Origin of the sequence: Micromonospora sp. NBC_00330 (genome assembly GCF_036136635.1) — a bacterium.
In the GTDB taxonomy this organism is placed as follows: domain Bacteria; phylum Actinomycetota; class Actinomycetes; order Mycobacteriales; family Micromonosporaceae; genus Micromonospora; species Micromonospora salmantinae.
In genome coordinates, this window is record NZ_CP108012.1 from 3,345,473 (window position 1) to 3,358,756 (window position 13,284).

The window sequence follows — 13,284 nt, forward strand, 5'->3', positions numbered from 1 at the left end:
ACCGCCCGGCTCACGCCGCCGCGATCAGACCGAAACTCTCCACCGCGTGGGCCGCGTCCGGACCCACCGGACGGATCTTCGGCAGCGCCGGCACCGGCGCCGACCAGGCCATCGCGCAGAGCGCCGCCAGGGCGTCCAGCGGCCGACCGGCCCCGGCCAGCTCCAGCGTGCCGTCCCGGTCGGTCACGGACCAGCCGCCAGCGTCCGCCGGGCCCGGGACCCGCACGGCGGCAGCCGGGTCGAAGAGCCCCGCCAGGTCTCTCGCGACGTACGTGGGACGTCGCCGAGGCTCGGCGGCCAGCAGCTCCGGTACGCCGCTGACGCCGGTGAGCACGAGCAGGCTGTCCAGCCCGGCCCGGCGGGCGCCCTCGATGTCGGTGTCCAGCCGGTCACCCACCACCAGGCTCCGCCCACCGCCGCTGCGCTTGGCGGCGGTCTCGAACAGCGCCGGCTCCGGCTTCCCGACCACCACGTCGGGGTCTCGCTCGAGTGCCGTACGCAGCACGGCGACCAGCGAACCGTTGCCGGGCAGCGGTCCCCGCCCACTGGGCAGGGTCCGATCGGTGTTGGTGGCGATCCAGATCGCACCCGCCCGCACGGCTACCGACGCTTCGGCCAGCTCGGCCCATCCAACCTGCGGGCCGTACCCCTGCACCACCGCGGCCGGCTTCTCATCGGCCTGGGCGACCGGGTTCAGGCCGACCGCGCGCAGCTCCGCGCGCAGCGCCTCCGCGCCGACCACCAGCACCGACGCGCCGGCGGGCAGCCGGTCGCGCAGCAACTCGGCCGAGGCGGCGGCGGAGGTGAGGACCTCCTCCGGCCGGGCCGGCACGCCCATCCCGGTCAACAGGTCGGCGACCTCGCTGGACCGACGGGACGCGTTGTTCGTGGCGTACGCCACCGCCCGTCCCTCGGCGTGCAGCCGGGCCACCGTCTCGACGGCGCCGGGGATCGGCCGGTCGATCAGGTAGATCACGCCGTCCAGGTCGAAGACGACCAGGCTGTACCCGTCGACCAGCCGCTCCCCCACGCCCGCGCTCACCGCTGCGTCGACCCCGACTCGTCGTCCCGGGCCGGCACGGTGCCGTCGGCGGTCGCCGCGTCGCCGTTCGCCGCGTCCCGGTCCGTCACACCGCTGTCGCCAGTGGTGGCCGCGTCGGCGTTGCCGCTCTCAGTGGGGTGACGGTCCTCGTCCTCGTCGTCGAAGCCTTCGTCGTCAGCGGGACGGCCGACAGCGTCGTCGTCCTCGTCGTCGTCGAAGTCCTCGTCGTCATCGTCGTCGTCGTCGTCATCGTCATCGTCGACATCGTCGTCGTCGTCGTCGTCGTCGACATCGCCGTCGTCGTTCGCGTCGCCGGCCAGGTCGGCGTCGGGTCGGGCCGGCACCGTGCCGGGAGTGCCCGGGCCTGCGGCGATCTCCTCGGCGGCCTCGTCCTCCTCGTCACCCTCGATGACCACGCCGTCGAGTTCGAGCAGCCGCTCGGCGGCGTCGGTCTCGCCCTCGGTGTCCACGTCGGCAGCGCGGGAGAACCATTCGCGGGCCTCCTCGCGCCGACCCACCGCGAGCAGCGCGTCGGCGTACGCGTACCGAAGCCGGGCCGTCCACGGCACGGTGGCCTCGTTGGTGAGGTCCGGAACCTGGAGCATCGCGACCGCGGCGTCCTTCTGTCCGAGGTCACCCCGCGCGCCGGCGGCGACGATCAGCAGTTCGATCGCCACGGCCTGGTCCAGCTTCTCCCGGTCCGCGCCACGGAACAGGTCAATGGCCCGCTCCGGCCGGCCGAGAGCCCGCTCGCAGTCCGCGAGCACAGCCAGGTGGCTCTGCAATCCGCTCATCCGGTGGTACGTGCGCAGCTCGGCGATCGCCGACTGCCACTCACCCGCGCGGTACGCGGCCAAGCCGACCGCCTCGCGGACAGCGGAGATACGCGACGCGAGCCGCCGGGCGGCCAGCGCGTGCGCCAACGCCTCGGCCGGGTCCTCGTCGATCAGCTGCCCAGTGGCGACCAGGTGCCGAGCCACCGTCTCGGCGACCGGCTTGTTCAGCGAGAGCAGCTCAGCGCGGACGTCCTTGTCGAGGTCGGTCGCGAGAATGTCGTCCGGCAGCGCCGGGCCCGAGCTACGCCCACCCTCGGACGACTCGGAGCCACCCGCGCGGTCATCGCGACGGAACTCCCCCTCGCGACGCGGCCGCTCGTCGGACCGGAAACCCCCGGTACGGTCTCCGCCCTGGTAACCGCCCTCACGACGGTCACCGCCCCGGAAGCCACCCTCACGGGGAGCGCCCGAGCGCGAACCGTCACGGTCGCCGCCACGGAAACCGCCCTCACGACGGTCACCGCCGCGGAATCCACCCTCACGAGGAGCGCTGGAACGCGAGCCGTCGCGGTCGCCGCCCCGGAAGCCACCCTCACGGGGAGCGCTGGAACGCGAGCCGTCACGGTCGCCGCCTCGGAAGCCACCTTCGCGACGGTCGCCGCCCCGGAAGCCACCTTCGCGGTCGCCGCCACGGAAGCCACCTTCGCGCGGCGGGCCCGAGCGAGTGCGGTCGCCGCCCTGGTAACCGCCTTCGCGACGGTCACCGCCACGGAAACCACCCTCGCGGTCACCACCGCGGAAGCCACCCTCACGGGGAGCGCCCGAGCGCGAACCGTCGCGGTCGCCGCCCCGGAAGCCACCCTCACGGGGAGCGCTGGAACGCGAACCGTCACGGTCGCCGCCTCGGAAGCCACCTTCGCGGCGGTCGCCGCCCCGGAAACCACCGTCGCGGTCACCGCCACGGAAGCCACCCTCGCGCGGCGGGCCCGAGCGAGTGCGGTCGCCGCCCTGGTAACCGCCTTCACGACGGTCACCGCCACGGAAACCACCCTCGCGGTCACCACCGCGGAAGCCACCCTCACGAGGAGCGCCCGAGCGCGAACCGTCACGGTCACCGCCACGGAAACCGCCCTCGCGACGGTCGCCGCCACGGAAACCACCGTCGCGGTCGCCACCACGGAAACCGCCCTCACGGGGGGCGCTGGAACGCGAGCTGTCACGGTCGCCGCCACGGAAACCGCCGTCGCGGTCGCCACCACGGAAGCCGCCTTCGCGGCGGTCGCCGCCTCGGAAGCCGCCGTCGCGGTCACCACCGCGGAAGCCACCCTCACGGGGAGCGCTGGAACGCGAACCGTCACGGTCGCCGCCACGGAAGCCACCCTCGCGACGGTCGCCGCCACGGAAACCACCGTCGCGGTCACCGCCACGGAAGCCACCCTCGCGCGGCGGGCCCGAGCGAGTGCGGTCGCCGCCCTGGTAACCGCCCTCACGACGGTCACCGCCACGGAAACCACCTTCACGGGGAGCGCTGGAACGCGAGCCATCACGGTCGCCGCCACGGAAGCCACCCTCACGGGGGGCGCTGGAACGCGAGCCATCACGGTCGCCGCCTCGGAAGCCACCCTCACGGCGGTCGCCGCCACGGAAACCACCGTCGCGGTCGCCACCCCGGAAGCCCCCCTCGCGCGGAGCGCTGGAACGCGAACTGTCACGGTCGCCGCCCCGGTAGCCGCCTTCGCGCGGAGCGCTGGAACGCGAGCCGTCGCGGTCGCCGCCACGGAAGCCACCCTCGCGGGGAGCGCCGCCACGGAAACCGCCGTCACGCGGAGCACTCGAGCGCGACCCATCACGGTCGCCGCCACGGTAGCCGCCTTCGCGCGGAGCGCTGGAACGCGAGCCGTCGCGGTCGCCGCCACGGAAACCACCCTCGCGGCGGTCGCCGCCGCGGTAGCCGCCCTCACGGGGGGAGCTGGAGCGTGAGCTGTCCCGGTCACCACCACGGGAGCCAGAGTCGCGGCCGCCGGCGTTTCCGCCTCGGGCGCCGCCGCTGTCACGGTCTCCCCGGTACGGGGGCCGGCCTTGGTCATCGCGGCGCGGGCCGCGGTCGCTTCCGCCCGCACCGTCAGTACGGTCTTCGTATCGACGGGGACGGTCTCCGCCCTGCGGTCCTGAACTCACAGGTACATCCTTCCTGATTGCGCCACCAATGGCGCTACGCAGTCGAGGGCCGACCCGGATGGGGCGGCCCTCGACTGGAAGATTGTCCGGCGGCGTCCTACTCTCCCACACCCTCACGAGTGCAGTACCATCGGCGCTGGAGGGCTTAGCTTCCGGGTTCGGAATGTAACCGGGCGTTTCCCCTCCGCCATGACCGCCGTAACTCTATGAACATATCAAACAACCCCGGCACAAAAATCACGGGTGTTCGCTTGTTCAGAGTTGCACAGTGGACGCGTAGCAGCTTAGTAGTCAAGTCCTCGGCCTATTAGTACCGGTCAACTGAACCCGTTACCGGGCTTACATTTCCGGCCTATCAACCCAGTCGTCTAGCTGGGGGCCTTACCCCACAAAGTGGGTGGGATACCTCATCTTGAAGCAGGCTTCCCGCTTAGATGCTTTCAGCGGTTATCCCTTCCGAACGTAGCTAACCAGCCGTGCCCTTGGCAGGACAACTGGCACACCAGAGGTTCGTCCGTCCCGGTCCTCTCGTACTAGGGACAGCCCTTCTCAAGTATCCTACGCGCACGGCGGATAGGGACCGAACTGTCTCACGACGTTCTAAACCCAGCTCGCGTACCGCTTTAATGGGCGAACAGCCCAACCCTTGGGACCTGCTACAGCCCCAGGATGCGACGAGCCGACATCGAGGTGCCAAACCATCCCGTCGATATGGACTCTTGGGGAAGATCAGCCTGTTATCCCCGGGGTACCTTTTATCCGTTGAGCGACACCGCTTCCACTCGCAAGTGCCGGATCACTAGTCCCGACTTTCGTCCCTGCTCGACCTGTCAGTCTCACAGTCAAGCTCCCTTGTGTACTTGCACTCAACACCTGATTGCCAACCAGGCTGAGGGAACCTTTGGGCGCCTCCGTTACCTTTTAGGAGGCAACCGCCCCAGTTAAACTACCCACCAGACACTGTCCCTGAACCGGATAACGGTCCGAAGTTAGATACCCAAATCAACCAGAGTGGTATTTCAAGATTGCCTCCACCCATACTGGCGTATGGACTTCACCGGCTCCCACCTATCCTACACAAGCTAATTCGAGTACCAATGTCAAGCTATAGTAAAGGTCCCGGGGTCTTTCCGTCCTGCCGCGCGTAACGAGCATCTTTACTCGTACTGCAATTTCGCCGGGCCTGTGGTTGAGACAGTGGGGAAGTCGTTACGCCATTCGTGCAGGTCGGAACTTACCCGACAAGGAATTTCGCTACCTTAGGATGGTTATAGTTACCACCGCCGTTTACTGGCGCTTAAGTTCTCCGCTTCGCCCCGAAGAGCTAACAGGTCCCCTTAACGTTCCAGCACCGGGCAGGCGTCAGTCCATATACATCGAATTACTTCTTCGCATGGACCTGTGTTTTTAGTAAACAGTCGCTTCCCCCTGCTCTCTGCGGCCATACAACGCTCCACCCGCGCGGGGCTTCACGTCTCCGGCCCCCCTTCTCCCTAAGTTACGGGGGCAATTTGCCGAGTTCCTTAACCACAGTTCGCCCGATCGCCTCGGTATTCTCTACCTGACCACCTGTGTCGGTTTGGGGTACGGGCCGCTAAGAACTCGCTAGAGGCTTTTCTCGGCAGCATAGGATCACTGACTTCACCTGAATCGGCTCGGCATCACGTCTCAGCCTTCATGTGTTGCGGATTTGCCTACAACACGGCCTACACGCTTACCCCGGCACAACCACCGGCCGGGCTCAGCTACCTTCCTGCGTCACCCCATCGCTTGACTACTACCCATCAGGTTCCCACGCTCCCTCAGCTCAGTCCGAAGACCTCACCAAGTTCGGGTGGTTAGCACAACGAGGTTCATCAGGGACGCTCTTTCGCGGGTACGGGAATATCAACCCGTTGTCCATCGACTACGCCTCTCGGCCTCGCCTTAGGTCCCGACTCACCCAGGGCGGATTAGCCTGGCCCTGGAACCCTTGGTCATCCGGCGGAAGGGTTTCTCACCCTTCTTTCGCTACTCATGCCTGCATTCTCACTCGTGCCGCGTCCACAACTGGGTCACCCCGCTGCTTCACTCGCGGCACGACGCTCCCCTACCCATCCACACACCTGCACAAGGAATCAAGTCCAAGCGAGGATAAAATGTGAATGCCACAGCTTCGGCGGTGTGCTTGAGCCCCGCTACATTGTCGGCGCGGAACCACTTGACCAGTGAGCTATTACGCACTCTTTAAAGGGTGGCTGCTTCTAAGCCAACCTCCTGGTTGTCTATGCGACCCCACATCCTTTTCCACTTAGCACACGCTTAGGGGCCTTAGCTGGTGATCTGGGCTGTTTCCCTCTCGACTACGAAGCTTATCCCCCGCAGTCTCACTGCCGCGCTCTCACTTACCGGCATTCGGAGTTTGGCTGATTTCGGTAAGCTTGTGGGCCCCCTAGACCATCCAGTGCTCTACCTCCGGCAAGAAACACGCGACGCTGCACCTAAATGCATTTCGGGGAGAACCAGCTATCACGGAGTTTGATTGGCCTTTCACCCCTAACCACAGGTCATCCCCCAATTTTTCAACATTGGTGGGTTCGGCCCTCCACGCGGTCTTACCCGCGCTTCAGCCTGCCCATGGCTAGATCACTCCGCTTCGGGTCTAGGACACGCGACTGAATCGCCCTATTCAGACTCGCTTTCGCTACGGCTCCCCCACACGGGTTAACCTCGCCACATGCCACTAACTCGCAGGCTCATTCTTCAAAAGGCACGCCGTCACCCCGCAAGGCTCCGACGGATTGTAGGCGAACGGTTTCAGGTACTATTTCACTCCCCTCCCGGGGTACTTTTCACCATTCCCTCACGGTACTTGTCCGCTATCGGTCACCAGGAAGTATTTAGGCTTACCAGGTGGTCCTGGCAGATTCACGGCAGATTTCAGGGGTCCGCCGCTACTCGGGAACACCCACAGAAGGTCAGCAACTTTCACCTACCGGACTCTCACCGTCTACGGTCAGCCATTCCAGACTGTTCGACTAGCCACTGACTTTGTAACTTCTCGAACAAGTGTCAGCTTGTTCAGCAGGGTCCCACAACCCCGACCACGCAACCCCTGACAGGTATCACACGCAGCCGGTTTAGCCTCGATCCGCTTTCGCTCGCCACTACTCACGGAATCACTAAATTGTTTTCTCTTCCTACGGGTACTGAGATGTTTCACTTCCCCGCGTTCCCTCCACACACCCTATGTGTTCAGGTGTGGGTGACACCACATGACTGGTGCCAGGTTTCCCCATTCGGACACCCTGGGATCACAGCTTGGTTGACAGCTCCCCCAGGCCTATCGCGGCCTCCCACGTCCTTCATCGGCTCCTGGTGCCAAGGCATTCACCGTTCGCCCTTGACAACTTGACCACAAAGATGCTCGCGTCCACTGTGCAATTCTCAACAAACGACCAACCCACAACCCGATCCGCCCCACACCAAACCCAACAACAGTTGGCGGTATGTGGGGCCAGGCCATGCCTGGCAGACTGCCAGCCCCCACACAGGAGGCCAGCCACGTCTCTGAAACAACAACACAACGGTTGTTCCTTCAGGACCCAACAGGGTGCTTACATTCCTTCTCAGCCGCACCGAGACCAACCGTTCCCACCACCCCGAAGAGCAGCTGTACTAGGTGAACCCGACCGTTGCCGAGGAAAAACTTGCCAGTGTCTCCGCCATCTGAGCACCCCGACCCAACATTCGTGGGCCGCGGGCTCCTTGCACCCTTTCAGGTGAAGGTGCTCCTTAGAAAGGAGGTGATCCAGCCGCACCTTCCGGTACGGCTACCTTGTTACGACTTCGTCCCAATCGCCAGCCCCACCTTCGACGGCTCCCTCCACAAGGGTTGGGCCACCGGCTTCGGGTGTTGCCGACTTTCGTGACGTGACGGGCGGTGTGTACAAGGCCCGGGAACGTATTCACCGCAGCGTTGCTGATCTGCGATTACTAGCGACTCCGACTTCACGGGGTCGAGTTGCAGACCCCGATCCGAACTGAGACCGGCTTTTTGGGATTCGCTCCACCTCACGGTATCGCAGCCCATTGTACCGGCCATTGTAGCATGCGTGAAGCCCTGGACATAAGGGGCATGATGACTTGACGTCATCCCCACCTTCCTCCGAGTTGACCCCGGCAGTCTTCGATGAGTCCCCGCCATAACGCGCTGGCAACATCGAACGAGGGTTGCGCTCGTTGCGGGACTTAACCCAACATCTCACGACACGAGCTGACGACAGCCATGCACCACCTGTGACCGCCCCCGAAGGACCTCACATCTCTGTGAGTTTTGCGGCCATGTCAAACCCAGGTAAGGTTCTTCGCGTTGCATCGAATTAATCCGCATGCTCCGCCGCTTGTGCGGGCCCCCGTCAATTCCTTTGAGTTTTAGCCTTGCGGCCGTACTCCCCAGGCGGGGCGCTTAATGCGTTAGCTGCGGCACAGGGAACCGGAGAGGCCCCCCACACCTAGCGCCCAACGTTTACAGCGTGGACTACCAGGGTATCTAATCCTGTTCGCTCCCCACGCTTTCGCTCCTCAGCGTCAGTATCGGCCCAGAGACCCGCCTTCGCCACCGGTGTTCCTCCTGATATCTGCGCATTTCACCGCTACACCAGGAATTCCAGTCTCCCCTACCGAACTCTAGCCTGCCCGTATCGACCGCAGGCTTGGGGTTGAGCCCCAAGTTTTCACGGTCGACGCGACAAGCCGCCTACGAGCTCTTTACGCCCAATAAATCCGGACAACGCTCGCACCCTACGTCTTACCGCGGCTGCTGGCACGTAGTTGGCCGGTGCTTCTTCTGCAGGTACCGTCACTCTCGCTTCGTCCCTGCTGAAAGAGGTTTACAACCCGAAGGCCGTCATCCCTCACGCGGCGTCGCTGCATCAGGCTTCCGCCCATTGTGCAATATTCCCCACTGCTGCCTCCCGTAGGAGTCTGGGCCGTGTCTCAGTCCCAGTGTGGCCGGTCGCCCTCTCAGGCCGGCTACCCGTCGTCGCCTTGGTAGGCCATCACCCCACCAACAAGCTGATAGGCCGCGAGCCCATCCCAAGCCGAAAAACTTTCCACCACCAGCCATGCGGCCAGCAGTCCTATTCGGTATTAGCCCCCGTTTCCGAGGGTTATCCCAAAGCTTGGGGCAGGTTGCTCACGTGTTACTCACCCGTTCGCCGCTCGAGTACCCCGAAGGGCCTTTCCGCTCGACTTGCATGTGTTAAGCACGCCGCCAGCGTTCGTCCTGAGCCAGGATCAAACTCTCCAACAAAAAATTAGTTGAACAGCATCCTGACAACAAACAAATGTTGCCAAAGGAATCCCAACCAGCCAGCAAAAACTGACCAGTCCGGGGTATAAATCATAATTGGCACTGGCTTTACAAGCACCCTGTTGAGTTCTCAAAGAACAACCACACACCGACCAGAAGCCCCACCACGTGGAACCCCAACCGGGGTATTCCGTACCGCGCCCTTAGCGCTTTCCAGCGCCAGGCACTTTTACTACGTTACCCGCTCGTTTCCGCCGTGTCAAACCGATATTTCGCGGTTCGTCGTGCTTCAACCCGATAACGCGGGCACCATGTCGCAACCGGCTTGCGCCGTTCTCGTCATGGATTCGGCAGGCCGGCCGTCGCGATTTCCCGCGACCCGCCCGGTGCCCTGCCGGTTCGTAACCATACCCGGTCGGTTTCGCGGCGCCAAATCCGCCTCGCGGCGTTTTTGGCGGCACCTCCCGGTTGGGGCTCCGGTGGGCGTGCCCACCCGACCCCCAGGCCGTTGGCCGACGCTCCGGCCGCTTCAGGCTTTCGCCTGTTTCGTCCGTTCCGCGCTGGCAGAGAGAAAGTTACGCGTCCGGCGGGATGATCGTCAAATCCGCCGGACGCGTCCCCCGTCACATCGTCGACAGGTGGCTATTCACCCAGCTCAACGCCCGCGAACGAACGCTTCCCCCGGCGCAGCACCAGGTATCGCCCATGCAGCAGATCGGCCGGCGACACCCTGGCGTCCACAGCGGTCACCCGGTTGTTGTTGACGTAGGCGCCGCCTTCGGCGATCACCCGCCGAGCCTCCTTGAGGCCACTGACCAGACCGGAGTCCCGCAGCAGACCCGCCACATCCGGCAATTCGCCGGTGAGGCGTACGAGACCCGCCTCGGTCAGGGCCGCGCGCAGAGTCTCCGGCGCCAGCTCGTCCAACGAGCCGCGGCCGAAGAGCGCCTGGCTGGCGGCGATCGCCTGTCGGGTCTCGTCGGCACCGTGCACCAGGGTGGTCAGTTCCTCGGCGAGCGCCCGCTGCGCCAACCGGGCCGCTGGCCGCTCGGCGGTGGCCTTCGCCAACTCTTCCAACTCCTCGCGGGTGCGGAAGCTGAAGTACCGCAGGTAGCGGTCGACCTCCTGGTCCTCGACGTTGAGCCAGAACTGGTAGAAGGCGTACGGGCTGGTCATCGTGGGGTCGAGCCAGACGGCGCCGCCCTCGCTCTTGCCGAATTTCGTACCGTCGGACTTGGTGACGAGCGGCGTGGTGAACGCCTGCACCGGCCCGGCCCCGCGCCGGCGGACGTAGTCGACGCCGGCGGTGATGTTGCCCCACTGATCGGAGCCGCCGAACTGGAGCTGACACCCGTGCCGGCGGTGCAGCTCGTAGAAGTCGTTTGCCTGCAACAGCTGGTAGCTGAACTCGGTGAAGCTGATGCCGGTCTCCAGCCGGGCCCGTACCACCTCCCGCGCGAGCATCTTGTTCACCGGGAAGTGTTTGCCCACGTCGCGGAGGAACTCGACGATCGACATCTCGCCGGTCCAGTCCAGGTTGTTGACCAACTGGGCCGCGTTGTCCCCGGTGTACGACACGAAGGGCGCGAGCTGCTCGCGGATCCGCTCGACCCAGCCGGCGATCACGTCGGGTGCGTTGAGTGCCCGTTCGGCGCTCTCCTTCGGGTCACCGATCTGCCCGGTGGCCCCGCCGACCAGCAGCAACGGGCGGTGGCCGGCGAGTTGCAGCCGGCGGGCCATGAGGACCTGCATGAGGTTGCCGACGTGCAGGCTCGGGGCGGTGGGGTCGAAGCCCACGTAGTACGTGGAGGACTTCCCACCGTCGAGCAGCTCGCGCAGCTCGTCGAGGCCGGTCGAGTCCTGTATCAGGCCACGCCAGAGCAGGTCGTCGGTCAGGGAGTCTCGCCCGGGCGGCGGAGGGCTGCTGTCGGTCACGGTCACCGATTCTCCCCCATCGCCGGCACCAAGCCGTACCGGGTTTGGCGCAACTCGCCCCGGCTAGGCTTGCGCCAGTTGATCGAGGAGGGCTTTGCCATGGAGATTCCGGATCTGACGGGCGGTTTCGTCGCCCTGCTCGGCCTCAAGTTCGAGGAGGCCAGCGCCGACCGGGTGGTCATCAGCTGGCAGGTCCGACCGGAGCTGCACCAGCCGTTCGGCATCCAGCACGGCGGGGTGTACTGCTCGGTCGTCGAGACCGCGGCCAGCGTGGGTGGTTCCCTCTGGCTGGCCGACCGGGGCACTGTGGTCGGGGTGTCGAACCAGACCGACTTCCTGCGGGCCGTCCGGGACGGCGAGCTGAGGGCGGTCGGCACACCGGTGCACCGGGGCCGCAGCCAGCAGCTCTGGCAGGTGGAGATCACCGACGCCGACGAGCGGCTGGTCGCCCGTGGTCAGGTCCGGCTGCAGAACCTCTCGCCCGCCTGAGCGACGGCGTTCGCCGGACGGGTCAACTGCGGGCCTCGTCCAGCATCGGCTCCGCGGCCTGGTCGCTGTCGGCGTCGCCGTCGGCTTCATCGGGTACGCGGCTGAGCCGTACCTCGGTGATCGCCCGGTGGTCGATGCCGGCCACCACCAGCACCCAACCGTCGAGTGTGACGTCCTCCCCGGCGACGGTGGGGATGTGCCCGAGCCGGGCCAGCACCAGCCCGGCGACTGTGGTGTAGTCACCGGCCGGGCGCGACGGCAGCTCCACGCCGATGTCCGGCAGGTCGTGCACCGGGAAGGTGCCGGGCAGCACCAGCGCACCGTCGGGGTCGCGCCGCACCGAGCGCACATCACGGTCGGTCTCGTCGTAGATCTCGCCGACGATCTCCTCCAGGATGTCCTCCAGCGTGACGATGCCGTCGACGGCGCCGCGCTCGTCCACGACGAGCGCGATGTGCTGACGCTCGGCCTTGAACTGGCGCAGCGCGTCCACCACCGGCAGCGAGTCGGGCAGCAGCATCGGCGGTCGGGCGATCTCGTCGACCGGGCGGTCGTCGGGCACACCCACCAGGTCACGCAGGTGGATCACCCCGGCCGTGTCGTCCAGGCCGCCGTGGCGCACCACCGGCGCCCGGGAGTGCCCGGTGGCGGCCAGCACGAGCCGCGCGGCCTCCGCGGTGGTCCCGCTGTCGAGCGTGAAAACCTGCAACCGGGGTACGAGGACAGCCCGCAACCGCCGGTCGGCGATCTCCACGGCACCCGCGATGATGGTGCGCTGCTCCTTGGTGAAGCCGTGGTTGCCGGCGACGATGTCGCGCAGCTCGTCCGGGCCGATCTCCTCCGGCTCGTGTTTGGGGTTGAGCCCGACCAGGCGGACCACCACGTCGCTGGTGGCGCCGAGCGCCCAGACGGCCGGCCGGGTGAGGCTGGCGAGCAGGTCGAGCGGGCGGGCCACCAGCAGCGCCCACCGCTCGGCGGACTGCATGGCGATCCGCTTGGGGGCCAGCTCGCCGAAGACCAGGGTGACGAAGGTCAGCGCAAGGGTGACCACCACGATCGCCACCGTCTCGGCGGCGCCGCCGAACATCCCGAGCAGCGGCACCAGGGGTTTGGCCAGCGAGACCGCCGCGGCGGCGGAGGCCAGGAAGCCGGCGAGGGTGATGCCGATCTGGATGGTGGCCAGGAAGCGGTTCGGGTCCTTGGCGAGCCGGGCCAGCACCCGCCCGGCCCGGCTGGTGCGCTCCAGCCGCTGGATCTGGCTGTCTCGCAGCGACACCAACGCCATCTCGCTGCCCGCGAAGAGCGCGTTGATCACGACCAGGACTCCGACCAGGGCCAGTTGGCTCCCGTAGCTCTGCACGCCCGGTTCGCTCCCTCGTGGTGGTGGCACCGGCCGCTACGCGCGGCACCCGCCGGTCGGCGAGCCCGCCCGGCGTAGGCGTTGTCTTTGCCCCGTCCGGCGCCGGCCGAATCCTGCCCCGGCGACGCTACGCCGAATCGGGCGAGGTGAGGCTACGCCGAATCAGGCGACGGTGACGCTAGGCCGAATCGGGCGACGGTGACGCTAGGCC

General features: G+C 66.2%; 6 protein-coding genes and 3 rRNA genes. 2 read left to right on the forward strand and 7 right to left on the reverse strand.

Annotated features, from left to right (window positions below):
* Window positions 1-10: 10 nt before the first annotated feature.
* Both OG598_RS14950 and OG598_RS14955 read right to left on the reverse strand, forming a co-directional pair.
* Window positions 11-1,042: an HAD-IIA family hydrolase gene (locus OG598_RS14950; RefSeq protein WP_328655010.1), complete on the reverse strand. Its 1,032-nt coding sequence runs from the start codon at window positions 1,040-1,042 to the stop codon at window positions 11-13.
* Window positions 1,039-2,022 (reverse strand): tetratricopeptide repeat protein, encoded by a 984-nt coding sequence (locus OG598_RS14955; protein WP_328655011.1) that lies wholly within the window; start codon window positions 2,020-2,022, stop codon window positions 1,039-1,041. Before OG598_RS14955 ends, OG598_RS14950 begins: the two co-directional genes overlap by 4 nt.
* Here OG598_RS14955 and OG598_RS14960 point away from each other — a divergent pair.
* Window positions 2,011-3,798 carry a hypothetical protein gene (locus tag OG598_RS14960; RefSeq protein ID WP_328655012.1) on the forward strand — a complete coding sequence of 596 codons (1,788 nt, stop codon included), beginning with the start codon at window positions 2,011-2,013 and terminating at the stop codon, window positions 3,796-3,798. The two genes, OG598_RS14955 and OG598_RS14960, sit on opposite strands and share 12 nt — an antisense overlap.
* Before the next feature lie 282 nt (window positions 3,799-4,080).
* Here the strand turns inward: OG598_RS14960 and rrf are convergent.
* The 4 genes from rrf to tyrS form a co-directional block, all read right to left on the reverse strand.
* Window positions 4,081-4,197: ribosomal RNA gene (gene rrf / locus OG598_RS14965) — 5S ribosomal RNA — on the reverse strand.
* A gap of 86 nt (window positions 4,198-4,283) precedes the next feature.
* Window positions 4,284-7,392: ribosomal RNA gene (locus OG598_RS14970) — 23S ribosomal RNA — on the reverse strand.
* 382 nt (window positions 7,393-7,774) lie between these two features.
* Window positions 7,775-9,289 (reverse strand): 16S ribosomal RNA (locus OG598_RS14975).
* The 16S, 23S and 5S rRNA genes sit together here, the layout of an rRNA operon.
* Before the next feature lie 642 nt (window positions 9,290-9,931).
* The gene (gene tyrS, locus OG598_RS14980; RefSeq protein WP_328655338.1) at window positions 9,932-11,224 is read right to left on the reverse strand and encodes a tyrosine--tRNA ligase; all 1,293 of its coding nucleotides are present in this window, start codon (window positions 11,222-11,224) and stop codon (window positions 9,932-9,934) included.
* Between the two features lie 99 nt (window positions 11,225-11,323).
* Between tyrS and OG598_RS14985 the strand changes: the two genes are divergently transcribed.
* Window positions 11,324-11,713 carry a PaaI family thioesterase gene (locus OG598_RS14985; protein ID WP_091402036.1) on the forward strand — a complete coding sequence of 130 codons (390 nt, stop codon included), beginning with the start codon at window positions 11,324-11,326 and terminating at the stop codon, window positions 11,711-11,713.
* A gap of 22 nt (window positions 11,714-11,735) precedes the next feature.
* Here OG598_RS14985 and OG598_RS14990 read toward each other — a convergent pair whose 3' ends face one another.
* Window positions 11,736-13,073, reverse strand: a complete 1,338-nt coding sequence (locus OG598_RS14990; protein ID WP_328655013.1) for a hemolysin family protein — start codon at window positions 13,071-13,073, stop codon at window positions 11,736-11,738.
* Between the last annotated feature and the right edge of the window lie 211 nt (window positions 13,074-13,284).

Bases quoted from the DNA above. Each gene is read 5' to 3' on its own strand.
- OG598_RS14985 (WP_091402036.1), top strand. From the start codon at position 11,324: ATGGAGATTCCGGATCTGACGGGCGGTTTCGTCGCCCTGCTCGGCCTC.